Source organism: Streptomyces sp. NPDC045967 (genome assembly GCF_056430495.1).
This window is the reverse complement of record NZ_JBWKLE010000003.1, coordinates 131,542-155,234: the sequence shown is the minus strand read 5'-3', so window position 1 is coordinate 155,234 and position 23,693 is coordinate 131,542. Positions and strand designations below refer to the sequence as shown.

General features: G+C 74.8%; 14 protein-coding genes. 3 read left to right on the top strand and 11 right to left on the bottom strand.

Annotated features, from left to right (window positions below; genetic code table 11):
• Nucleotides 1-25 precede the first annotated feature (25 nt).
• On the bottom strand, nt 26-2,263 hold the full coding sequence (locus tag AC07FY_RS07630) for an ATP-dependent DNA helicase UvrD2 (RefSeq protein WP_479002004.1): 2,238 nt from the start codon (nt 2,261-2,263) through the stop codon (nt 26-28).
• A gap of 217 nt (nt 2,264-2,480) precedes the next feature.
• Between AC07FY_RS07630 and AC07FY_RS07625 the strand changes: the two genes are divergently transcribed.
• Complete coding sequence (locus AC07FY_RS07625) at nt 2,481-2,741, top strand: mycoredoxin (protein WP_479002001.1); 261 nt, start codon at nt 2,481-2,483, stop codon at nt 2,739-2,741.
• A gap of 71 nt (nt 2,742-2,812) precedes the next feature.
• On the opposite strand, the gene nudC is transcribed toward AC07FY_RS07625, so the two are convergent.
• The 5 genes from nudC to AC07FY_RS07600 all read right to left on the bottom strand — a co-directional run bounded on the left by nudC (nt 2,813) and on the right by AC07FY_RS07600 (nt 12,920).
• On the bottom strand, nt 2,813-3,763 hold the full coding sequence (gene nudC, locus AC07FY_RS07620) for an NAD(+) diphosphatase (RefSeq protein ID WP_479001998.1): 951 nt from the start codon (nt 3,761-3,763) through the stop codon (nt 2,813-2,815).
• Between the two features lie 32 nt (nt 3,764-3,795).
• Nucleotides 3,796-5,202, bottom strand: a complete 1,407-nt coding sequence (locus AC07FY_RS07615; protein ID WP_479001995.1) for a dipeptidase — start codon at nt 5,200-5,202, stop codon at nt 3,796-3,798.
• A gap of 10 nt (nt 5,203-5,212) precedes the next feature.
• Nucleotides 5,213-8,878: an ATP-dependent DNA helicase gene (locus tag AC07FY_RS07610; protein ID WP_479001992.1), complete on the bottom strand. Its 3,666-nt coding sequence runs from the start codon at nt 8,876-8,878 to the stop codon at nt 5,213-5,215.
• 91 nt (nt 8,879-8,969) lie between these two features.
• Nucleotides 8,970-12,323, bottom strand: coding sequence for an ATP-dependent helicase (locus AC07FY_RS07605; protein ID WP_479003133.1), 3,354 nt, complete (start codon nt 12,321-12,323; stop codon nt 8,970-8,972).
• 237 nt (nt 12,324-12,560) lie between these two features.
• On the bottom strand, nt 12,561-12,920 hold the full coding sequence (locus AC07FY_RS07600) for an MGMT family protein (protein WP_479001989.1): 360 nt from the start codon (nt 12,918-12,920) through the stop codon (nt 12,561-12,563).
• 110 nt (nt 12,921-13,030) lie between these two features.
• Here AC07FY_RS07600 and AC07FY_RS07595 point away from each other — a divergent pair, with 110 nt between their 5' ends.
• On the top strand, nt 13,031-15,859 hold the full coding sequence (locus tag AC07FY_RS07595; RefSeq protein WP_479001986.1) for a lysylphosphatidylglycerol synthase transmembrane domain-containing protein: 2,829 nt from the start codon (nt 13,031-13,033) through the stop codon (nt 15,857-15,859).
• A 285-nt stretch (nt 15,860-16,144) separates the two neighbouring features.
• Entirely contained in the window at nt 16,145-17,740 is a 1,596-nt protein-coding gene (locus tag AC07FY_RS07590) for an alpha/beta hydrolase (RefSeq protein WP_479001983.1), read from the top strand.
• 151 nt (nt 17,741-17,891) lie between these two features.
• Here the strand turns inward: AC07FY_RS07590 and moeZ are convergent, their stop codons facing one another.
• From moeZ to AC07FY_RS07565, 5 genes are all read right to left on the bottom strand, one after another.
• Nucleotides 17,892-19,070, bottom strand: coding sequence for an adenylyltransferase/sulfurtransferase MoeZ (gene moeZ / locus AC07FY_RS07585; RefSeq protein ID WP_479001981.1), 1,179 nt, complete (start codon nt 19,068-19,070; stop codon nt 17,892-17,894).
• Between the two features lie 64 nt (nt 19,071-19,134).
• Nucleotides 19,135-19,896: a spherulation-specific family 4 protein gene (locus AC07FY_RS07580; protein ID WP_479001978.1), complete on the bottom strand. Its 762-nt coding sequence runs from the start codon at nt 19,894-19,896 to the stop codon at nt 19,135-19,137.
• Complete coding sequence (locus tag AC07FY_RS07575; protein WP_479001975.1) at nt 19,884-20,888, bottom strand: NAD-dependent epimerase/dehydratase; 1,005 nt, start codon at nt 20,886-20,888, stop codon at nt 19,884-19,886. Before AC07FY_RS07575 ends, AC07FY_RS07580 begins: the two co-directional genes overlap by 13 nt.
• The gene (locus AC07FY_RS07570; protein WP_479001972.1) at nt 20,885-21,940 is read right to left on the bottom strand and encodes a hypothetical protein; all 1,056 of its coding nucleotides are present in this window, start codon (nt 21,938-21,940) and stop codon (nt 20,885-20,887) included. The genes AC07FY_RS07575 and AC07FY_RS07570 overlap by 4 nt, the downstream gene beginning before the upstream one ends.
• On the bottom strand, nt 21,937-23,574 hold the full coding sequence (locus AC07FY_RS07565; RefSeq protein WP_479003131.1) for a DUF3492 domain-containing protein: 1,638 nt from the start codon (nt 23,572-23,574) through the stop codon (nt 21,937-21,939). Before AC07FY_RS07565 ends, AC07FY_RS07570 begins: the two co-directional genes overlap by 4 nt.
• Nucleotides 23,575-23,693: the final 119 nt, after the last annotated feature.

Genomic DNA, 23,693 nt, shown 5'->3' with positions numbered 1-23,693 from the left:
TGCAAACTATTTTTCCGACGAGTTTCTACGCGTCGTCAGAATCCCCGCTGTCAGGGTCCTGACCTGCGCAGATGGCGAGCACGTCGGCCCCGTACCGCTCGAGCTTGCGTCCACCCACGCCGGAGATCATCGAGAGCTCGCCGCCCTCGGCCGGCGCGGCCTCCGCGATCGCCATCAGCGTCTTGTCCGTGAAGACGCAGTACGCGGGCAGTCCCTGCTGCCTGGACCGGACCTCGCGCCAGGCGCGCAGCCGCTCGTACAGCCCTTCGTCCATGTCGGACGGGCAGTCCTCGCAGCGCATCAGCTTCAGTTCGCCGGCCTCGGTCAAGGTCCTGCCGCAGACCCGGCAGCGGGTCGGCCCCCGGCGGCCCCGCTTGCGGGCCACCGCGCGCTCGGCGGTGGCGCCCGCCCCGCCTCCGGGCGCCGCGGAGCCCGGCCGCAGGCCGTTCAGGAAGCGGCTGGGACGCCGGGAGGGCCGGCCCCCCGGAGCCCGGGAGAGCGCCCAGGACAGGCACAGGTGCAGCCGGGCCCGGGTGACGCCGACGTAGAGCAGCCGGCGCTCCTCCTCGACCTGCTCGTCGGTCTTGGCGTAGGTGATCGGCATCATGCCGTCGGTGAGGCCGACGAGGAACACGGCGTCCCACTCCAGGCCCTTGGCCGCGTGCAGCGAGGCCAGGGTGACGCCCTGGACGGTCGGGGCGTGCTGGGCGGCCTTGCGCTCCTCCAGCTCGACCGTGAGGTCCGCCAGAGTGGCGCCGGGCCGGGCACGGGCGAAGTCCTCGGCGAGCCGGACCAGCGCGGCCACCGACTCCCACTGGTCGCGGACGGCGCCGGAACCGGCCGGCGGCTCGGCGGTCCAGCCGGTGGAGCTGAGCACGGCGCGGACCTGGGAACCGAGCTCGACGACGTCGTCGAGCAGCGGGTCGTTCCCGCCGGACCGCGCGGCGCCGCGCAGCGCGAGGATCGCCCTCTGCACCTCCTGCCGCTCGAAGAACCGCTCGGCCCCGCGCAGCTGGTAGGGCACCCCGGCGTCGGCGAGGGCCTGCTCGTAGACCTCGGACTGGGCGTTGATCCGGTAGAGCACGGCGATCTCGCCGGCGGGGACGCCGGCCGTGATCAGGTCGCGGATCCGGCGGGCGACGCCCTCGGCTTCGGCGGGCTCGTCCGGGTACTCCGCGTACGCCGGGGCGGGACCGGGCTCGCGCTGCGAGACCAGCTCGAGGCGGTGCTCCGCGGCCCGGCCCCGCGCCTGGTTCAGGATCCCGTTGGCGAGGTGGACCACCTGGGGGGTGGAGCGGTAGTCCCGGATCAGCTTGACCACGGTGGCCTGCGGGTGGCGGGTGCGGAAGTTCAGCAGGTGGTCGGGGGTGGCGCCGGTGAAGGAGTAGATGGTCTGGCTGGCGTCGCCGACGACGCACAGGCTGTCCCGCTCGCCGAGCCACAGGTCCAGCAGCCGCTGCTGGAGCGGGCTGACGTCCTGGTACTCGTCGACGACGAAGTGCTGGTACTGGGTGCGGATCTGCTCGGCGATGTCGTGGCGGTCCTGGAGGATGCCGACGGTCAGCAGCAGCACGTCCTCGAAGTCGATCATGCCGCGGTCCCGCTTGAGCTGCTCGTACGTCCCGTAGATCTGGGCGATCTCGGCCAGATCGCGCGGAGCCTCGCGGCCCGCCTTGAGGGCGGCCGCCGGATAGTCGGCGGGCACGGTCTGGGTGACCTTGGCCCACTCGATCTCGCCGGTGACGTCGCGCAGCTCGCCGCGGTCCAGGCGGATGCGGCAGCGTGCGCCGGCCTCGGCCACGAACTGGATCTTGCGTTCCAGCAGTCGGGGCACCTCCCCGCCGATCGCCTTGGGCCAGAAGTACTGGAGCTGGCGCAGGGCGGCGGAATGGAAGGTGCGGGCCTGGACCCCCTCCGCGCCGAGGGCGCGCAGGCGGCCGCGCATCTCCCCCGCGGCGCGGTTGGTGAAGGTGACGGCCAGCACACTGGCCGGCATCAGCTGGCCGGACCGGACGCCGTAGGCGATGCGGTGGGTGATCGCCCGGGTCTTGCCGGTACCGGCGCCGGCCAGCACGCACAGGGGCCCGCGCAGGGTCGTCGCGACCTCGCGCTGCTCCGGGTCCAGGCCCAGGAGCACCGCGTCGGCCGAGTCGGTGGCAGCGGCGGAGGCGGTGAAGGAGGGGGAGTGCGTTGCTGGTGTCACCCCGCCATGCTGCCAGGTCTCCTGGGGCGGGCGGGAAAACCGTCCACAGGCGGCGGGCATCCGTAGTACCGGACGCGGCGGGCGGGCGGACTGGGCGGGCGGGCGGGCGAGCGGGCGGGCGAGCGGGCGGGCGGACTGACGAGCGGGCGGCGGGCGGACGGACGGACCGGACGGGTGGGCGCGCGGCCTCGGGACGGGACGGGCCTGTGGGAATGCACACGCGGTCCCGTGCGTTCGAGTATTCGGACCACCGAGCCCCCACCGAGGAGAGCGCAGCATGCAGGACACGGGCACCGTCACGATGTACAGCACCACCTGGTGCGGCTACTGCCGCCGGCTGAAGAGCCAGCTGGACCGGGAAGGCATCGCGTACAACGAGATCAACATCGAGCTCGACCCGGCGTCCGCCGCGTTCGTGGAGAAGGCCAACGGCGGCAACCAGACGGTCCCCACGGTCCTGGTGAAGTCCCCCGCGGGCAACGAGTCCGTCATGACGAACCCGAGCCTGGCCCAGGTCAAGCAGGCCCTCGCCGTCTGATCTTCGGGCATCGCAGAGAGGCCCCCGCCGCGGCGGGGGCCTCTCTGCGATGCCGGACCTCGGCCCGGGCGTCAGGCGGTGGCGCCGGGCTTCGGCAGGGGCTTGCCGTACCAGAGCTCCACCAGGCGGGCGGCGATGGAGATGCCTCCCGCCGGCGGGACGACCTCGCCCGATTCGATCGCCGCGCGCAGGTCCTCGCGGGAGAACCAGCGGGCCTCCTCGATCTCCTCGCCGTCCACGGTGATCTCGGAGCTGGTGGCGCGGGCGGTGAAGCCCAGCATCAGGCTGTACGGGAACGGCCACGGCTGGCTGGCCACGTACTCGACCTCGCCGACCCTGACGCCCGCCTCCTCCCACACCTCGCGCACGACGGACTGCTCGATCGACTCGCCCGGCTCCACGAAGCCGGCCAGGGTGGAGAAGCGCCCCTCCGGCCAGTGCACCTGGCGGCCCAGCAGCGCGCGGTCCTGGTCGTCGGTGACCAGCATGATCACGGCCGGGTCGGTGCGCGGGTAGTGCTCGGCGCCGCAGCCCGGGCAGCGGCGGATGTGGCCCGCGGCCGCCACCACGGTGCGCTCGCCGCACCGGGAGCAGAAGCGGTGCAGCCGCTGCCAGTTCTCCAGGGCCACCGCGTGCACCATCAGCCCCGCGTCGCGCGGCGACAGCAGCAGTCCGGCCTCGCGTAGGCCGGCCGCGCGGGCCGACTGGTCCATGCGGCCCGGCAGCGCGTCCTTCTGGAGCGCGAAGTACCGCACGCCGTCCTCGTCGGTCCCCAGGAAGTAGCGGTGCGTCTCGGTGACCGGGGCCTCGAAGGCCGGGGTCATCACGATGGCCGTGCCCCCGTCGGGGGTGTCGTCGATCAGGACCTGGCCGCCGGAGACGACGAAGACGCGCGTCGTCGGGTGGCTCCAGGCGGCGGCCAGCCATGCCTCGTCGAGGCGGTGGTGTGCGACACGGTCGATGCCGCTGGGCGCGGTCAGCGAGATCGGACGCTCGGTATGGATGCTCACGGGTACTTCCAACTCCCCCGGGTGTGTGGGACAGGCAGGTGGGGTCAGGCGGGTGTGCGGTGGGACGCGGCCAGATCGCCCCACAGGTAGGCGGTCGTCTCGACGCCCTTGAGGAGCAGGTCCAGCTCGACCTTCTCGTTCGGCGCGTGCCAGCCGTCGGACGGCACCGAGATGCCGAGGAACAGCACGGGCGCGCCCAGGACGTCCTGGAGGTCGGCCGCGGGCCCCGAACCGCCTTCGCGGGTGAAGCGGACCTTCTGGCCGAAGGCGCGGCCCATGGCCCGCACCACCGACTGCAGCGCCGGGTGGTCCAGCGGGGTCAGGCAGGGGCGGGTGGGGGCGCCGAAGACGATGCAGTGGCGGATGCCGGCCGGGACGCGCGCCGCGACCCAGTCCCTGACGGCCGCCTCGACCTCGTAGGGGTCCTGCCCCGCGACCAGCCGGAACGAAAGCTTGCAGTGGGCGGAGGCGGGCACGATCGTCTTCCCGCCGGGGCCCTGGTAGCCGCCGCCGATCCCGTTGACCTCGGCCGTCGGGCGCGCCCAGACGCGCTCGAGGGTGGAGTAGCCGGCCTCGCCGGCGGCCGCGTGGGACTTCGCCGTACGGAGCCACTCGGACTCGTCGAAGGGCAGCTCGGCGATGAGCGCGCGCTCGGCGTCGGTGAGCTCGGCGACGCCTTCGTAGAAGCCGGGGATCGTGACCCGTCCGTCGTCGTCGTGCAGGGCCGCGACCAGGCGGGCGACGGCCGTGGCCGGGTTCGGCACGGCGCCGCCGAAGGCCCCGGAGTGGATGTCCTGGTCCGGGCCGTGGAAGGTGATCTCGCAGTCGGCGACGCCGCGCATGCCGGTGCAGACGGTCGGGGTGGTCTCGGACCACATGCCGGTGTCGGAGACGATCACGACGTCGGCGGCGAGCTCGGCGGCGCGGGCTTCGACGAGGGCACGGAAGTGGACGGAGCCGGACTCCTCCTCGCCCTCGACGAGCAGCTTGAGGTTCACGGCGGGGGCGGTGGCGCCGGTGGCCGCCAGGTGCGCCCGGACCCCCAGGGTGTGGAAGAACACCTGCCCCTTGTCGTCGGCGGCGCCGCGTCCGTACATGCGGCCGTCGCGGACCACCGGCTCGAACGGCTCGGTGTGCCAGCCGTCGGCGAGGGCGGCGGGCTGCACGTCGTGGTGCCCGTACACCAGGACGGTGGGCGCGCCCGGGTCCTCGCTCGGCCAGTGCGCGAACACCGCGGGTGCGCCGTCGGTCTCCCAGACCTCGGCGATCGGGAATCCGGTCTCCTTGAGCTTCGCCGTGAGCCATTCGGCGCTGCGCCGCACGTCGCCCGCGTGCTCGGGCTGCGCCGAGACGGAGGGGATGCGGAGCCACTCGGCGAGGTCCTCGAGGAAGGCGGCGCGGTGGGTGTCGATGTACGTGCGGACGACGCTGTCCGGCGGGGTGTCGCTCATGGCCCTGAGCCTAACCGTCCGCCTGACGGTCACCGTCGGTGTCCGATTCGCCTTGGAGGATCCGCTCAAGGCGGGCGCGGCCGGGCAGGTTGCGCGGCCGGATCACGCGGCCGCTGCGGACGTGCAGGAAGGCGGCCGTGACCCGCTCCAGCGGTGTGCCGGTGGCTTCCGCCCAGGCCAGGCGGTAGACGGCGAGCTGGAGGGGATCGGCGTCGGTGGTGCGGCCGGTCTTCCAGTCGACGATCTCGAAGCCGGTGTCCGTGCGGTAGACGGCGTCGATCCGGCCGCGGATCACGCGGCCGGCGAGGGTGAGCTGGACCGGCGCCTCCATGCGGTGGGGCGGGCGGTCGGCGTACTCGCTGCGCTCGAAGGCGGCCTTGAGGGCGTCCAGGTCGGCCTCGTCGGCGACCTCCTGGTCGGAGCCGGGCAGCTCGGTGGCGGGATCGAGCACGTCGAGGAGCGGGAGCGGCAGCTCGTCGAACCGGGACTCGACCCAGGCGTGGAAGCGGGTGCCCTGGCGGGCGGCGGGCTGGGGGGGCTTGGGCATGGGGCGGGCCAGGTCGCGCGCGAAGCCCTGCTCGTCGGCGGCGAGCCGGAGCAGCTGGCCGGCGGAGAGGGCGGCGGGGAGTTCTACGTCGCGGACGGCCGCGCGGGCGCGGCGGAGCTCGCCCTCCAGGGCGTCGAGGTCCCGGTCCCAGGAGGCGACGGCCCGGGCCTCCTCGGGCGTGAGCCCCACGCCGGACGCGGGCACGGCGGGCACGCCGGACGCGGCAGGCCCGGCGGGCACACCGGGCGCGGTGCGCGCCTGGCGCGGGAGGTGTGCGCCGGCCCGGAGGTCGGGCTCCGGGGCGACGGCGGCGCCCGACCGGTGGGGTGTGGTGCCCACAGGGGCGGGCCCCCACAGGTCGTCCTCCGGCCAGAGGTCGCCGACCCGGCCCGGGGGGCCCGGCTCGGCGTCGGGTTCCGGCGCGGGGGCGGGTTCCGGCGCGGGCCACGGCTCGTCGTCGGGCCACGGCTCGTCGTCGTAGGCCGGGTCCTCGCAGTCCGGGGGCCAGAGGTAGGCGTCCTCGTCCCGTGCCGCAGGCGGCGGGGCGGCCAGGTACGACTCGACCAGACCGGCCGCCGCGCGCCGCAGGGCGAGGGACCGCGGGTCGAGCGGGAGCGGCCAGGAGTGGTCCTGGGCCGCTTCGGCGGTCAGCGCCGGGTTCTCCGCGTCCGGCTCCGGCTCCTGCGCCCACGCCTCGATCTCGCCGAAGCCGGCCGCGCAGTGCTCGTACAGCGCCTCCAGGAACGGCGACGGGCCGCGGCGCTTCTTCTGCGTCGGACCCCACCAGTGGCCGGAGGCCAGCAGGAGCGAGCGGGGGCGGGTGAAGGTGACGTAGCCGAGGCGGAGCTCCTCCACCGACTTGTGCTCCTTCAGCGCCGCCTTGAACGACTTGAGGCCGGCCGAGGTCCAGGCCGGGTCCGCCGGAAGGGTGGGCGCGTCACCGCGCAGGGCGTACGGGAGCACCTTCGCGTACGAGGTCCAGGCCTCCGGCGCCCGCTCCTTGGGGAAGGCCCCGGCGCACAGGTCGGGGACGACGACCACGTCCCACTCCAGGCCCTTGGACTTGTGCGCGGTGAGCACCTTCACCGTGTTCTCGCCGCCCGGCAGCGCGTGGTCGAGGCCCTTCTCGTACTGGGCGGCCGTCCGCAGGAAGGCGAGGAAGGCCAGCAGGGTGGCCTCGCCGTCCAGGGCGGCGAAGCCGGCGGCCACGTCCATGAAGTTCGACAGGGTCTCGCGGCGGCGGGCCGCCAGCGCGTGCGGCGACGCCGAGAGCTCCACCTCCAGGCCGGTCGTGGCCAGGACCCGGTGCAGGACGTCCATCAGCGGATCGGCGAGGGAGCGCCGCAGGTCGCGCAGTTCCTGCGCGAGGTGTGCGAAACGGACCCGGGCCTCGGCGGAGAACGGCAGCCCGTCGTCGGACCGGCCGCCGCCGTCCAGGAAGGTCTCCAGCGCGTCGGCCAGCGACACGACCTCCGCCGGGTCCACCCCCTCGACGGCCGCCGCCAGCCGCTCGTCCGGGTCCGCCGCGTCCGCACCGGACGGCGAGCGGCCCACCAGCAGGCGCGCCCGGCGGCCCAGCAGGGCCAGGTCGCGCGCGCCGATCCGCCATCGCGGCCCGATGAGCAGCCGGACCAGGGAGGCGTTGGCGCCCGGGTCCTGGAGGACTTCGCAGACGGCGACGAGGTCCGCGACCTCCGGCAGGTGCAGGAGCCCGGACAGGCCGACGACCTCCACCGGTACGTCCCGCGCCACCAGGACGGCCTGGATCCGGGCGAAGTCCCCGGCGGAGCGGCACAGCACGGCGATCTCGCCCGGCTCCGTCCCGGTGCGGACCAGGTGCGCGACGGAGTCCCCGAGCCACTCGAGCTCCTCGGCGTGGGTCTCCAGCAGGGCGCACCGCACGAAGCCCGCGCCTTCGGCTCCGGGCGCCGCGCGCAGCGCCTCCACCCCTTCGTGCAGGGCGCGCAGCGGCGCCGCCAGGTCGTTGGCCAGGTCGAGCAGGCGGCCGCCGCTGCGCCTGTTCTCGCTGAGCGAGAGGCGGGTGGCGGGGGCTCCGTCGGCCTGCCGGAAGTGGTCGGGGAAGTCGTCGAGGTTGGCCACGGAGGCGCCGCGCCAGCCGTAGATGGCCTGGCAGGGGTCCCCGACGGCGGTGACCGCGTGCCCGGCCCCGCCGCCTCGGACTGCGTCCTCGCCGGACCCGGAGCCGAACAGTCCGGACAGCAGCAGCCGCTGTGCGACGGACGTGTCCTGGTACTCGTCGAGCAGGACCACCCGGAACTCCTCGCGCAGCAGCGCCCCGACCTCGGGCCGGGTGGTGGCGAGCTGCGCGGAGAGGGCTATCTGGTCGCTGAAGTCGAAGAGGTCGCGGGAGCGTTTGGCGGCGCGGTAGCGGACGACGAGCTCCAGCAGCTCCAGGCGGCCGCGCACGGCCTCGGGGACCTTGCGCAGGTCGTCGTTGGTGAGCCGGACACCGGCGAGCGTGGTCAGCAGCTCCGTGTCGTACGCCCGCAGGGCCGCCGGCTCGACCAGGTGCTCGGAGAGCTCCGCGTCGAGCGCGAGCAGGTCGCTGACCAGGTCGGGGAGGGACTTGGTGAGCGAGGGGTAGGGGCCGGGGGCCTCGCGCAGCACCTTGGCGGCGAGCTGGAAGCGGGTCGCGTCGGCGAGGAGGCGGGAGCTGGGTTCCAGGCCGATGCGCAGGCCGTGGTCCTTCAGGAGCTGCCCGGCGAAGGCGTGGTACGTCGAGATGCGCGGCTCGCCGCCGACCGCGTCGGCCACACCGAAGCCGTCGAAACCGCCGAAACCGCCGAGCCCGCCGGTCTCGGCCGGTGAGGGGTCCGGGTCGGTGATGCCGGCCCGGGCGAGGGCCGTGCGCACCCGCTCGGACAGCTCGCCCGCGGCCTTGTTGGTGAAGGTCAGGCCGAGGACCTGCTCGGGCGCGACCGCGCCGGTGCCGACCAGCCAGACCACGCGGGCGGCCATGACGGTGGTCTTGCCCGATCCCGCCCCCGCGACGATCACCTGCGGAGCGGGCGGTGCGGTGACGCAGGCCAGCTGTTCGGGCGTGAAGGGGATGCCGAGGAGCTCCTTGAGCTGCTCGGGGTCGGTGAGGACGGACGGACGCGCGGACACCTCAAAAGGCTAGCGGCCCCCGCTGACACTCCCGCCCGCGCTCCCGTCCGGCGCACGTCCGGCGCGCGTCCGGCGCTCCCGTCCCGCCGCCTCACTCCACGGTCTGGCGGCCCTCCGGGCGGGCGCTGCACGAGCTGCGGAAGGAGCAGTGGTCGCAGTGCTTGCCCGCGGCGGGCGCGAAGCGCTCGTCCAGCACCCGGCCGGCGGCGGTGGCGAGCAGGTCGCCGACCCACTCGCCGTCGAGCGGCTGCTGGCCCTGCACCTTGGGCACCTCGTCCCCGCCCTCCTTCTTGGGCGCGCCCTGGCGCAGCTGGACGAGTTCGGCGCCGCCCGGTTCGGGGCGCAGGCCGTCGAAGACCCCGTCGACTGCGCCTTCGCGCACGGCGAGCTGGTAGACGGCGAGCTGGGGGTGGCGGGCGACCTCGTCCTTGGTCGGCGCGGACTTGCCGGTCTTGAAGTCGACGACGTACGCGCGCCCCTGCGGGTCCGCCTCCACGCGGTCCATTGAGCCCCGGATCCGGACCGTGTGGTCGCCGGCCTCGAGTGTGACGTCGAACTCGTGCTCCGTGGCCACGGCCGTCCGGCCGCCGCGGTCGGTGGTGTGCCAGCGCAGGAAGCGCTCGAGGGCGGCGCGGGCGTTCTCCTTCTCCTGGGCCGACTTCCAGGGTGCGTCGAAGGCGAGGGCGTCCCAGACGGAGTCGAGGCGTTCCATGAGGACGGCCAGGTCGGCGGGGGTGCGGCCGGAGGCGACCTCGTCGGCGAGGACGTGGACGACGTTGCCGAAGCCCTGCGCGGCGGTGGAGGGGGCGTCGGCCTTGACCTCGCGGCCGAGGAACCACTGGAGGGAGCAGCTGTTGGCGAGCTGGTCCAGGGCGCTGCCGGAGAGGGCGACGGGCCGGTCGCGGTCGCGCAGCGGGACGGTGCTGCGGGTGGGTTCGTACAGCCCCCACCAGCGCTGCGGATGGGCCGCGGGGACCAGCGGGCGGTCCTCGTCGTCGGTGAGCGCGGCGAGGCGGGCCAGGCGCCGGGCGGCCGCGTCGCGCAGGACGGGCGAGGCGTCGGGGTCGACGGTGGTGGCGCGCAGCTCGGCGACGAGCGCCGGGACGGCGAGGGGGCGGCGGGGGCGGCCGGTGACGTCCTTGGGGGTGACGCCGAGCTCGGTGAGGAAGCGGGAGGGCTGGTCCCCGTCCTCGGCCGGGGCCTTGACGGCGGTGACCACGAGCCGGTCGCGGGCGCGGGTGGCGGCGACGTAGAAGAGCCGGCGCTCCTCGGCGAGGAGCGCGCCGGGGGTGAGGGGTTCGGCGAGGCCGTCACGGCCGATGCGGTCGGCTTCGAGGAGGGAGCCGCGGCGGCGCAGGTCGGGCCAGAGCCCCTCCTGTACGCCGGCCACGACGACCAGGGACCACTCCAGGCCCTTGGAGCGGTGGGCGGTCATCAGCCGGACCGCGTCGGGCCGGACGGCGCGGGTCGTCAACGTGTCGGCGGCGATGTCCTCCGCCTCCAGTTGTTCGAGGAAGTTGAGGGCGCCGCGGCCGCCGGTGCGGTCCTCGGCGCGGGCCGCGGTGTCGAAGAGCGCGCAGACGGCGTCGAGGTCGCGGTCGGCGTTGCGCCCGGCGGCGCCGCCGCGGCGGGCGGAGCGCTCCAGCCGCTGGGGCCAGGGGGTGCCGTCCCAGAGCGTCCACAGGGCCTCTTCGGCGGTGCCGCCGCCCTGGAGGAGCTCGCGGGCCTTGCGCAGGAGCAGGCCGAGGCGTTGCGCTCCGCGGGCGTAGGCGGGGTCGTGGGCGGTGAGCCGTTCCGGCTCGGCAAGGGCGCGGGCGAGCAGGACGTCGGAGGGCGCGGGCACCTTGACGCCCGCGGCGCGCTCCTCCTCGCGCAGGGCCCGGCCGAGGCGGCGCAGGTCGGCGGCGTCCATCCCGCCGAGCGGGGAGCCGAGCAGCGCGATGGCCGCCTCCACGGTGATCCCCCCGGCGCCCTCACCGGTCGCGGCGCCGGCGTCGGCGGTCCCGGGTACGTCCCGGCCTGCGGCGTCGGCGTCAGTGCCTGTACCGGCGTCGGTGCCGGCGTCGCCGGAGGCGGGTGCGGCTGCCCCGTCCGACGTGCCGGAGGCTGTCCCCTCGGCCGTACCGTCCGCCGTGACGGCCTCCGGCTCGTCCGCGGCCGGGGTGGAGGCGTAGGTGGCGGCCGTGCGGAGGGCGGTCAGGAGGGGCGTCACCGCCGGCTCGTGGCGCAGGGGGGTGTCCGTGCCGTCCGTCTCCACCGGGACGCCCGCCGTGATCAGGGCGCGCCGCATCCCCGGGAGGGTGCGGCCGCCCGCGCGGACCAGTACGGCCATGTCCCGCCAGGGCACGCCGTCCTCCAGGTGGGCCCTGCGCAGGATGTCGGCGATGTTGTCCAGCTCCGCCCCGGCCGTCGGGTAGGTGTACACCTCCACCCGGCCGCCCTCGCGCGTCGCCGTCAGGCCCCGGTGCTCGCGGACCGCGGCCGCGGGGAGGCGGGGCAGCGGCATGCGGGTCGTCAGCAGGCGGGTGGCCGCGAGGAGGACCGCTCCCGAGCGGCGGCCCACCGTCAGGGCCCTGACCGCCGCGCCCGGGAAGGCGGACTCGAAGTCCAGCACGTTGTTGATGTCGGCGCCGCGGAAGGCGTAGATCGACTGGTCCGGGTCGCCGAAGGCGACCAGCGTGCCGCCGGTGCCGTTCAGGGCCCGCAGCAGCCGCAGCTGGGAGGCGTCCGTGTCCTGGTACTCGTCCACGAAGATCACGTCGTAGGCGGAGGCCAGGGACGGGGTGCGCTCCGCCAGGAGCACGGCCCGGTGCAGCAGCTCCGCGTAGTCCAGCGTGCCCTGCATGTCCAGGACGTCGAGGTACTCGGAGAGGAAGGCCGCGGCCGCCTTCCAGTCCGGGCGGCCGGTCCGGGTCGCGAAGGAGTCGAGCGCCGCCGGCCCGAGGCCCAGTTCCCGGGCGCGGGCCAGGACGGCGCGGACCTCGTCCGCGAACCCGCGCGTGGTCAGCGCGGCCCGCAGGTCGTCCGGCCAGCGGATGGACCGGATCCGGCGCTGGCCCTCCAGAAGGGTGCGGACCATGACGTCCTGCTCCGGGCCGGACAGCAGCCGCAGCGGGTCGGCGAAGAGGTCGGTGTCCTGGTGGGCGCGCACGAGCCCGTAGCAGAAGGAGTGGAAAGTCGTCGCCTGCGGAGCCCGTGCGCCGCCAAGCCGCAGGGCGGTGCGGTCGCGCAGTTCCACGGCCGCCTTGCGGCTGAAGGTGAGGATGAGCACACGGGCGGGGTCCGTACCCGCTTCCACCCGGGCGGCGACGGCCTCGACCAGGGTGGTCGTCTTCCCGGTGCCCGGTCCGGCCAGGACGAGCAGGGGTCCGGCGGTGTGATCAACCACCGCGCGCTGCGCTGCGTCCAGCACAGGGGGGTCCACCCGTTCCGGCCCGGTGCGCACCAGGCGGTACGCGTCGGGGATCCGCGTACGCCGCCGTTCGGTGCGGTCGGAAGGAGAGGTGATCACGTGAGCTGCCGGTCCTGGTGGGTCTTCGGGTGGCACCGCGTCGGCGGCGGCCGGAGCGGAAGAGGCAACGCTACGGCAAGCGGCCGGGCCCGCGCAGGCCGTGCCCGTCCCCCGGACGGGCCTTCGCCCGGGCGCCCGACCGCCCGCCCGGGCCCCGCATGGCCGAAGCTGTCAGGTGTGAGCCTCGTCGCGGTCCCCGTCGCGCTCCTCGCCGCCGTCCCAGCGGGCCCGGCGCATGTCGAGCCGCGGCTCGCCGCCCGCCGTCAGGCGCAGCGGGGTGGCCTCCGCCCGGTAGTGCTCCAGGGCGCGCAGCTCGCTGCCGGCCAGCGGCACGCCGTCCGCGCGCACCACGCGCCACCAGGGCACGGCCCCGCCGTACAGGGCCATGACGCGCCCGACTTGGCGCGGTCCGCCCTCGCCGAGCCACTCGGCGACGTCTCCGTACGTCATCACCCGGCCGGGCGGAATACGCTCGGCCACCTCCAGCACGTGCTCCGCGTAGGCGGGCAGCTCCTCGCTCATTCGGCCCATGGTGCAGCACGCCGGCCGCCGGGTGGCGGAAGACAAGGTTCCGTACCGGCGCGCACCCTGATGCCCCGCCGGAAGGTCGGTCCGTGCCACCATCTTGCGGGCGGTGACTGGTGATACGTGATCAAGAAGAGACGGATGTGACGACGAAGGAGCAGGGTGTGAGCCCTCCGGACGGCGCGGCGGCGGACGACGACGCGACGCGCCCAGACGACGGCGCCGCGCCCCGGCCCAGACCCGGTTCCGAGCCCTCCGCCGGGCCCGGGCGCTCCGTCTCCGAAGCCTCCGCCGGATCCGCCGCCGAAGCCTCCGCCGGGTCCGCCGAGGGGTCCGCCGACGGGGCGGAGCCCGAGGGGCCGCACGGGCACGCGCCCACCATGGCCGACCAGGTGGAGGTCGACGAACCCCTGCTCGCCGCCCGCGTGCACCGCCCCTCCGACCTCGTCCGCCTGCTCGTCGGCATCCTCGGCATCGCCGTCGTCCTCGCCATCGCCGCCTTCGCCCACGGCACCACCGTGGGCCTGGAGGAGGACATCAACAAGGGCACCGGCCAGGCGCCCGACCTGCTGATCAAGGTCGCCGCGCTGGTGTCGAGCATCGCGGTGCTGCTGCTGCCGGTGGCCTTCGCCATCGAGCGGCTGATCAAACGCGACGGCCTGCGCATCGCGGACGGCGTGCTCGCCGCCGTGCTCGCGCACGGCGTCACGCTCGCCACCGACCTGTGGGTGTCGCAGGCCGCCCCGGACACCATCCAGGACGCGCTGACCCGCCCCGCCGGGGCCGGCGGGGCCCTCACCGATCCGGTGCACGGCTACCTCGCGCCCGTGATCGCCTACATGACGGCCGTCGGGATGACCCGCCGGCCGCGCTGGCGCGTGGCGCTGTGGGTGGTCCTGCTGATGGACGCGTTCACGATGCTGGTCAGCGGCTACACCACGCCGTTCTCGATCATCCTGACCGTGCTGATCGGCTGGAGCGTCGCCTACGGGACGCTGTACGCGGTCGGCTCGCCCAATGTGCGCCCCACCGGTCAGACGCTGCTCGCGGGACTGCGCCGGGTCGGCTTCCGGCCGGTCAGCGCGATGCGCGCGGAGGCCACCGAGCCCGGTCCGGAGGCGTCCGAGGTCAGCGACCGGGGGCGGCGCTACCACGTCACCCTGGAGGACGGCCCACCGCTCGACGTCACCGTCGTCGACCGCGAGCAGCAGGCCCAGGGCTTCTTCTACCGGGTCTGGCGCCGGCTCACCCTGCGCGGCATCACCACCCGGCGCAGCCTGCAGTCGTTGCGGCAGGCGCTGGAGCAGGAGGCACTGCTCGCGTACGCCGCCATCGCGGCCGGGGCGAACGCGCCGAAGCTGATCGCCACCTCGGAGCTCGGACCGGACGCCGTGATGCTCGTCTACGAGCATCTGGGCGGCCGGACCCTGGACTCCCTCCCCGACGAGGAGATCACCGACGAGTTGAGCCGCAACGCCTGGGAGCAGGTCCGGGCCCTGCAGTCGCGGCGGATCGCCCACCGGCGGCTGACCGGGGACGCCTTGGTGGTGGATCGTTCCGGCACCGTCATCCTCACCGACCTGCGCGGCGGCGAGATCGCGGCGGGCGACCTGGTGCTGCGGATGGACATCGCGCAGCTGCTCACCACGCTCGGCCTGCGGGTGGGAGCGGAGCGGGCGGTGGCCTCGGCGGTGTCGGTGCTCGGCCCGGACGCGGTGGCGGACTGCCTGCCGCTGCTCCAGCCGATCGCGCTGAGCCGTTCCACCCGGGCCACGCTGCGCAGGCTGGCCCGGGAGCGGGCGGACCGGCAGCGGGAGGCCGTGCTGGAGTCCTCGCGGGCGGCGAAGGCGGCGCGCGGGGCGGATGCCGGCACCAGCCCGGCCGCGGACCGCAAGGCCGAGAAGAGGGCGCTGGACGACGCGCTGGACGGGGCCCGGGAGGAGGACCTGCTGAGCCAGATCCGCCAGCAGGTGCTGCTGATCCGCCCGCAGGCGCCGGTGGAACCGGCCCGGCTGGAGCGGATCCGGCCGCGCACGCTGGTGTCGTTCATCGCGGGCGCGTTCGGCGCGTACTTCCTGCTGACGCAGCTCGCCCACGTGGACTTCGCGACGATCATCGGCGAGGCGCAGTGGGGCTGGGTCGGGGCGGCGCTGGCCTTCTCGGCGCTGAGCTACTTCGCGGCGGCGATGAGCCTGCTGGGCTTCGTGCCCGAGCGGGTGCCGTTCCTGCGGACGGTGGTCGCGCAGGTGGCCGGGTCCTTCGTGAAGCTGGTCGCCCCGGCGGCGGTGGGCGGTGTCGCACTGAACACCCGGTTCCTGCAGCGGGCGGGGGTCCGGCCGGGGCTCGCGGTCGCGAGCGTGGGCGCCTCGCAGCTGTTCGGGCTCGCCAGCCACATCCTGCTGCTGCTGTCGTTCGGCTACCTGACGGGGACGGAGAAGACGCCGGAGATGACCCCGTCCCGGACGGTCATCGCCGGTCTGCTGACGGTGGCGGTGCTGGTCCTGGTGGTGACGGCGGTCCCGTTCATGCGGAAGTTCGTCGCGACGCGGGTGCGGGCGCTGTTCGCCGGGGTGGTCCCGCGCATGCTGGACGTGCTCCAGCGGCCGCAGAAGCTGGTGACCGGCATCGGTGGGATGCTGCTGCTGACGGGCTGCTTCGTGATGTGCCTGGACGCGTCGATCCGGGCGTTCGGGGGTGGCCAGGCCATCAGCTACGCGAGCATCGCGGTGGTGTTCCTCGCGGGCAACGCGCTGGGGTCGGCGGCGCCGACGCCGGGCGGTATGGGCGCGGTGGAGACCACGCTGACGCTGGGGCTGATCGCGGCGGGTCTGGAGAAGGAGGTCGCGATCTCGGCGGTCCTGCTGTTCCGCCTGATGACGTTCTGGCTGCCGGTGCTGCCGGGGTGGATCTCGTTCAACTTCTTGACCCGCAAGGAAGCCATCTAGCCTCCCGGCCGGGGCGGGGGCCGGGCTTGCCGGGTCCGGGGCGCCGCGTGCGGGTACCGGCCCGGGGTGGTGCCCCCGTCACCCCTACGGCGCTCCGCGCCCGCGCCTCGAACGCCGGCGAGGCCGGAGGGACGAGGCCGTGTCGCGCCTGCCGGGTCTCGCCCTGTGCGGAGCCGCGTACGAGGGGGTTGGCGTGGGCGCCTGCGTCGCCTCGGGCCGGGCGGCCCGGGACCCGTTCGGGTCAGCGCGCGGGCGGGCCGGGCGGGGGGCGCCGAGGATGGGGGCATGTCGAGAAACGTTCTGCGGGTTGCCGGGGCCGCCGTGCTCGCCGTCGCGCTGGCCGGGGCCGGCGGGTGTTCCGACGGGGGTGAGGGGAAGACCGCCAAGCCCGACGGGGCCAAGGAGGTCAAGCCGCTCAAGTGGGGCGAGTGTCCGGCGCCCAGTCCCCTGGAGGGCGGCGGGCAGGCCCCGCCCAAGGACTGGCAGTGCGCCACGCTCGACGTTCCCCTCGACTACGCGAAGCCCGAGGGCGAGACCCTCCCGATCGCCCTGATCCGCGCCAAGGCCCGCGACCAGAAGAACCGCATCGGTTCGCTCGTCTTCAACTTCGGCGGCCCCGGCGGCTCCGGGATCACCACGCTGCCCGGCGCCGCCAAGGAGTACGAGGCCCTGCGCGCCCGTTACGACCTGGTCAGCTTCGACCCGCGCGGCGTCGGCCGCAGCGCGCCGGTCCGCTGCGAGGGCGACCGGCAGCTGGACGCGTACTACGCCCAGGACTCCACCCCCGCGAACCCGCAGCAGGAGCAGGCGTTCGTCGACAACATCCGGGCCTACCAGCGGGCGTGCGTGAAGAACTCCGACGAACTGCTGCCCCACGTCGGGACCGAAAACGCCGCCCGCGACCTGGACCGCATCCGCCAGGCCCTCGGCGACGAGAAGCTGCACTACTTCGGCATCTCCTACGGGACCGAGCTCGGCGGGGTCTACGCCCACCTCTTCCCCAAGAACGTCGGGCGGGCCGTCTTCGACGCCGTCGTGGACCCGACCAAGACCTCCGAGGAGGGCGCGCTCGGCCAGGCGAAGGGCTTCCAGCTCGCCCTCGACAACTTCGCGCGGGACTGCGTGGACCGCGGCGACGAGTGCACGCTCCAGGGCAGCACCGTCAAGGAGATCGAGGCCAACATCATCGAGCTGCAGAAGGAGCTGGCCGCCAAGCCCATCCCCGGCATCGGCGACCGGCAGCTCACCGAGAGCCAGGCCACCAACGGCATCGCGCAGGCCCTGTACTCCAAGGAGCTGTGGCCGCTGCTGGAACAGGGCCTCGACGAGGCCGAGGGCGGACAGGGACAACTGCTGCTCGCCCTCTCCGACGCGCTCAACGGCCGCGACCAGCAGGGCCGTTACAGCAACATCGGCGCCGCGAACACCGCGATCAACTGCGCCGACTCCAAGGACCGGTACACCCTCGCGCAGACCAAGGCCAAGCTGCCCGCGTTCCGTTCCGCCTCGCCGGTCTTCGGCGACTTCCTCGGCTGGGCGATGATGAGCTGCACCGACTGGCCGGTCGCGGGCGCCTGGGAGACCCCGGACGTGTCCGCCCCCGGCTCCGCCCCGATCCTGGTCATCGGCAACACCGGCGACCCGGCCACCCCGTACGAGGGCGCCCGCCGCATGGTCGAGCGGCTCGGCCCCGGCGTCGGCGTGGAGCTCACCTACAAGGGCGAGGGGCACGGCGCCTACAACAGCGGCGACGCCTGCGTGCAGGACGTCGTGAACGCGTACCTGCTGGAGGGCGAGAAGCCCGCCGCCGGGACCGTCTGCACGGCGAAGGACGATCCGACCGGAAGCCCGACCGGCCCCGGGACCGGCGCCCCCGTCTGAGCCCGGCGCTCCCCCGGCGCCCCGAAGGGGCCGTGCTCCGCGTGGAGTACGGCCCCTTCGGTGGGACCCGGGCGGCCTTCCCGGCTGCCGGGAGCCCCTAGGCCCTGTCGTCGAAGTCGCGCCTGGCCCGCCGCCACTTTGACGACAGGACCTAGTAGATCGGCTTGTCCGGCTCGATCTGGTGGACCCAGCCGATGACGCCGCCGCCGACGTGGACCGCGTCGGAGAAGCCCGCGGCCTTCAGCACGGCGAGGACTTCCGCACTGCGGACACCCGTCTTGCAGTGCAAGACGATGCGCTTGTCCTGCGGCAGGCCCTGCAGGGCGGTGCCCATCAGGAACTCGCCCTTGGGGATCAGCTTCGCGCCGGGGATCGAGACGATCTCGTACTCGTTGACCTCGCGGACGTCGATGATCTCGATGTTCTCGCCGTCGTCGATCCACTCCTTGAGCTGCTTGGGAGTGATCGTCGAACCGGCGGCCGCCTCCTGGGCCTCCTCCGACACGACGCCGCAGAAGGCCTCGTAGTCGATGAGCTCGGTGACGGTCGGGTTCTCGCCGCAGACCGCGCAGTCGGGGTCCTTGCGGACCTTGACCTGGCGGTACTGCATCTCGAGGGCGTCGTAGATCATCAGGCGGCCGACCAGCGGCTCACCGATGCCCGCGAGGAGCTTGATCGCCTCGTTGACCTGGATGGACCCGATGGACGCGCAGAGCACGCCCAGCACGCCGCCCTCGGCGCAGCTCGGGACCATGCCCGGCGGCGGCGGCTCCGGGTACAGGCAGCGGTAGCAGGGACCGTGCTCGGACCAGAACACCGAGGCCTGGCCGTCGAAGCGGTAGATCGAGCCCCACACGTACGGCTTGTTCAGCAGCACGCAGGCGTCGTTGACCAGGTAGCGCGTGGCGAAGTTGTCCGTGCCGTCGACGATGAGGTCGTACTGGCTGAAGATCTCCATCACGTTCTCGGCTTCGAGCCGCTCTTCGTGCAGGACCACGTTCACGTACGGGTTGATGCCCAGCACGCTGTCGCGGGCCGACTGGGCCTTGGAACGGCCGATGTCCGCCTGGCTGTGGATGATCTGGCGCTGCAGGTTCGACTCGTCGACCTCGTCGAACTCCACGATGCCCAGCGTGCCGACGCCGGCCGCGGCCAGGTACATCAGGGCGGGCGAGCCCAGGCCGCCCGCGCCCACGGCCAGCACCTTGGCGTTCTTCAGGCGCTTCTGGCCGTCCATCCCGACATCCGGGATGATCAGGTGGCGGGAGTACCGACGAACCTCGTCAACGGTGAGCTCAGCAGCTGGCTCGACCAGGGGTGGCAGCGACACGGGGACTCCGTAGATGGTGACGTTCTCAACGGTGGTTCTCCCCGTAACACTGCCACGCCCGTCTTCATTCCAAGACACCCGTCCCGATGCGCGAGACGATTTCGTCCCAGTACCCGGGCATGGAGGCCCAGGGGTCACGCTCGGCCGGCCCGGGCCGGTCGGTGAGCCAGATGGTGCCCGCGCCCTGCCAGCGGGCGATCCGCATCGCCTCCTCCAGATGGGTGCGCGGCACCCCGTGGACGAGGTGGCAGAACCGCTCCGGCGGATGGTCGGCGGTCCACTCCGCCACCTGCGACCAGCGGTAGTCGGCCCACGCCCCGGAGAACGTGACCAGCTGGTCGGCGGCCTCCAGGTAGCCCTCGCAGGGGTGCGTGCCGTGGCCGAGCACGATCCGCACGTCCTCCCCCAGGCATCGCAGGGCGTCCGCGACCCGGCGCACCGGGGCGAGGTCGTCCTTCCCGGACGGAGCCCCCGCCAGGTAGAAGCCGCCCACGCCGTACCAGTCGAGGAACCGGTGCGCGTCGGAGAGCAGTTCCCCGAAGGAGCGCCGGCCGTTCCGCAGCGCGAGGTGCCCGAGGAGGCGGGGACCGCCGCCCGCGCCGCGCACCTTCGCGGCGGCCTCGGTGCAGTGCGGGTCGGGGCGCCCGCCCGGGCCGTCGGTGACGTTGAGCACGGCCCAGTGCAGCGGGGTCCCGGGGCGGGTCAGTTCGGCCCATTCGACGGGGGCGAGCAGCGGGTGCGCGTAGCCGGGGATGCCCAGGCCGAGGCGGCCGGCCCCGGTCGTCGCGGCCGCCTCGGCCCCCGGCGGCGTGGTCAGATGCGGCACGCCGCCTCCATCCAGATGTCCGCGAGGGACTCCTCCAGGTTGATCCGCGGCCGCCAGCCGAGCCGGTCGCGGGCGGTGCGGACATCGGCCTGCTGCCAGGCGCCGCAGCCGTCGGGGTACGGGTACGGCTGGGGGGCCGCGGCGGCGAGCTGCTCGGCGGTGGCCTCGGAGCGGGGCGAGCCGATGGCGGCGAGACCGGCCGGCCGGCCGGGGTGCCCGTGCTGGGGTCCGCCGTGCGGGACGTCCAGCTCGTGCAGGGCTCCGCCGTAGCCGGCGACCCGGGCCAGGACGGCGGCCGCCTCCCGCAGCCGGACCGCGCGGCCGGTGCCGATGTTCACCACGCCTTGGGCGGCGGAGAGCGAGGCGGCGTGCACGGCCCGGGCCACGTCCCGTACGTCCACGAAGTCGCGCTGCACGCCGAGCCCGCTGAGCTTGAGCTCCCCGTCACCGGACTGCATGGCGCGCCGCATCGCCTCGGCGAGGCGGCCGAGGGGGGAGCCGGCCGGGGTGCCGGGGCCGACGGGCGAGAAGACCCGAAGGACGACGGCGTCCAGGCCGGAGCCGAGCACCAGCTCGGTGGCGGCCAGTTTGCTGACCCCGTACGGCCCGCCCGGTCTGGGCACCGCGTCCTCGGCCGTCGAGGAGCCGGGCTGGCTGGGTCCGTACTCGGCGGCGCAGCCCAGCTGGACGAGCCGGGCCCCGCAACCGCTGCGGCGCAGCGATTCGCAGATGGTGGCGACGGCCACCGTGTTGTGCCGGGTGAGTTCGCGGGCTCCGCCCCGGGTGGCGCCGGCGCAGTTGATCACGACGCCCGGGTGGACGGCGTCGAGGAAGCGGGTCAGCGCGCCGGGGCTGCCGGTGGCGAGGTCGAACCGGACATCGGCGTCGTCGCCGCGGCCGAGCGCGGTGAGCTGCACGGCGGGGTCGGCGAGCAGCCGGTCGGCGACGTAGCGGCCGAGGTATCCGTTGGCTCCGATCAGCAGCACCCTCATCGCGTGGCCCCTTGGTCGGTTGGCTGGCCGGTCATCTTCTGTTTCTCCTTGCGGGTGGAGGGACGGGGCCGCGCATGGGCGGATGCGCGGGACAGGGCGAGGACCGCGTGTACGAGGAGTCCCGCGGCCGCGGCGGAGGCGGCGGCCGGGACCGGGACGAGCGCGAGCGCCAGGGCGGCGGCGACGGGCCCGCGGTGGGCTCCGTGGCGCAGCAGCAGCCGGGTCAGGAACAGCAGCACGGCGAGCGGTACGGCCGCCGTGAGCGGGGCCCCGGCGAGTGCGGCGGCCCCGGCGGCGGCCGCGGCGAACACCGCGACGGCGCCGAGGAGCAGCGGCCGGACCCGGTCCGCGAACTCCTCCAGGGCCCGGCTCCCGGCGAGCCGGTTCCGGGCCCGGGCGGCGAAGGCGGCGGCGACCAGGTGGGCGGGGGCCGCGGCCAGGGCGAGAGCGAGCGCGCAGGCGCTGCCGTACCGGTAGGCGGCCCCGCCGGCGACGGCCGCGGCAAGCAGGTGCGCGGTCACGGGGAAGCGGCCGCCGGCCGCCCGGCCGGGCCACACCAGCGCGGCGACGGTCACGGCCGCGGCGACGGGTCCGGCCAAGGCGGGCGCGGCCGCGGCGGCCGCGAGCGCGAGGGCCCCGGGCAGCAGCGCGCAGCCGGCGCCCAGGACCGCGGCGGGTCGCGCGGTCGCCCGGGTGCCCTCGGCGGCGGGTGCCTGCCCGTGCGGGGTGCGGGCGTAGAGCTCCTCGGCGAGCGAGAAGACGTCCCGGTGCCGGAAGTGCCCGGCGGTGCGGTCGGTGACCCCGTGGGCCTCGAGCCCGGCGGCGATCTCCAGTGGGTCCACCGCCCGCTCGCACAGCTCGCGGTGCCGGTGCAGCAGGGCCTTGACGGGATCCCCGCCCCGCCGCCGCCCGGGGGCGGCCGCACCGGCGTGGGAGGTTCGGGGCCCCGGCGGCGCCGCCGCACCGGCGGGTAACGCCTCGGTCGCGCCGGGGGCCGGTGCGCGCAGCCCCGGCGGCGCCGCGGCGCCGGCGGGCGTATCCATGGTGGTCATGCGGTCGCCTCCGGTACGGGTGCCGCCCACGTCGGGCTGGTCCAGTGGCCCGGCACCCGCGCCTCGGCGGGCCGGGCGAAGGGCGTCCCGCCGTCGGTCCCGCCGGGGCCCGGCGAGCCGGCGAGGAGGCCGGGGCCCGCGGACGCGTCGGAGCCGGCGGCGAGCAGCATCAGGTAGATCTCCTGAAAGGCCGCCACGTTCTGCTCGACGGTGAACAGCTCCAGGGCCCGGGCCCGCGCGGCCGCGCCGAGCCGGTGCGCCCGTTCGGGGTCCCGCAGCAGGGCGAGGCAGGCGTCGGCGAGGGCCCGCGGATTGCGCGGCGGGACGACGAGGCCCGTGCCGCCGATCACCTCGCAGACCGCGCCGACGTCGGTGGAGACCGTGGCGCGGCCGCACAGCATCGCCTCGGCGAGGGTGACCGGGAAGCCCTCGATCACCGAGGAGAGCACGACGACCCGCCCGGCGGCGTACGCCTCGGCCGGGGTCGGCGCCTCGGGTCCGCCGATCTCCTCGAAGGTCACCGGGTTCTCCCCGGCGGTGACGGCGTCGGCCGCCTCATCGGGAAAGAGCTGGGCGGCCAGGGAGCGGCAGTCGGCCAGGTACCCGGGGGTCGCCGCGGTGGCGAAGACCCGCAGGCGGGTCTGCGGGGCGGCCTTGCGGACCTCCGCGAAGGCGTGCAGCAGGGCGATGAGGTCTTTGGCGGGCTCCACGCGCCCGACCCAGACGAGGGTGTCGGAGTCTCCCCCGTCCGCGGATTCCCCGACGGCGGCGAATCGGTCCGCCTCCATCCCGGGGTAGACCGTCCGCAGCCTGTCCCGGGTGGCACCGCACCGCTCCTGCCAGCGCCGGGCGTGCGCGTTCCCGGGGGTGAGCAGGTCCGCCCGGGCGTAGATCTCGCCTGCCAGCCGGGTGTGGAAGGCCGCCAGGAGGGCCCGTACGGCGGGGCGGGCGTGCGGGCTCTGCTCCAGGTAGTGGGCCCGCAGCTGGACGCCGTACTCGGTGACCAGCAGCGGAACCCCGAAGAAGCGTTTGGCCAGCAGCCCGGGCAGCGCCGCGACCCCGCCCGCCGCGGCATGGCAGACGTCGACCGAGCCGAGGCTGCCGAGCCGGGTGTCCTCCTCGTACCAGTCGAGGGACAGCGGGCGCAGCATCCGCTCCAGCTCGTCCGCGAACTCCAGCAGGTCCGGCACCTGCGCCGCCTGCACGGTCCGCCCGGCGCCCGGTGCCCGGCAGGCGGACTCCAGGAGCCGTACCGCCGACTCGCAACGCAGCGCCGCGCACAGGCCGCCCTGCTCGCGGGCGAGCCCGGCGAGCCCGTACAGCCCCGCCTCGAAAGCCGGTGCCTCCCCGGCGCAGATCCCGTGGACCAGCTCCCGGAAGCAGTCGGCGAACCGGCGGCGCTCACGCCGGGAGTACGTCCGCCCGTCGTCGGCCGGCGCCCACAGCGGGGCGGTCCGGACCCGGGTGACGTGGCCGGGCAGGGCGACCCTGGCGCGTTCCTGCTCGGCGCTGCGGCTCAGTGCGTAGAGCTCGAACTCGTGCTGCGGGAGCCCGCGCACGAGCCGGTCGCACCACAGCCTCGCTTCTCCCGTGGCATACGGATAACCACCTTCCGTGAGCAGTCCGATCCGCACGAGTGGCACCCCCGATCTCCCGTCCAGGCGGTCGCCGTCGGTCCGGCGACCCGCCGCGGAAGAACTCAAGCGGATGGGCCGAGGACGCGGCGGACGGTTGTCCGTCGCGCCACCGGAAG

What these genes read in the sequence shown, in the direction of transcription:
- AC07FY_RS07630 (WP_479002004.1), bottom strand. Translation starts at nt 2,263, where the DNA reads ATGCCCGCCGCCTGTGGACGGTTTTCCCGCCCGCCCCAGGAGACCTGG.
- AC07FY_RS07625 (WP_479002001.1), top strand. Translation starts at nt 2,481, where the DNA reads ATGCAGGACACGGGCACCGTCACGATGTACAGCACCACCTGGTGCGGC.
- AC07FY_RS07615 (WP_479001995.1), bottom strand. Translation starts at nt 5,202, where the DNA reads ATGAGCGACACCCCGCCGGACAGCGTCGTCCGCACGTACATCGACACC.
- AC07FY_RS07600 (WP_479001989.1), bottom strand. Translation starts at nt 12,920, where the DNA reads ATGGGCCGAATGAGCGAGGAGCTGCCCGCCTACGCGGAGCACGTGCTG.
- AC07FY_RS07590 (WP_479001983.1), top strand. Translation starts at nt 16,145, where the DNA reads ATGTCGAGAAACGTTCTGCGGGTTGCCGGGGCCGCCGTGCTCGCCGTC.
- AC07FY_RS07575 (WP_479001975.1), bottom strand. Translation starts at nt 20,888, where the DNA reads ATGAGGGTGCTGCTGATCGGAGCCAACGGATACCTCGGCCGCTACGTC.
- AC07FY_RS07570 (WP_479001972.1), bottom strand. Translation starts at nt 21,940, where the DNA reads ATGACCACCATGGATACGCCCGCCGGCGCCGCGGCGCCGCCGGGGCTG.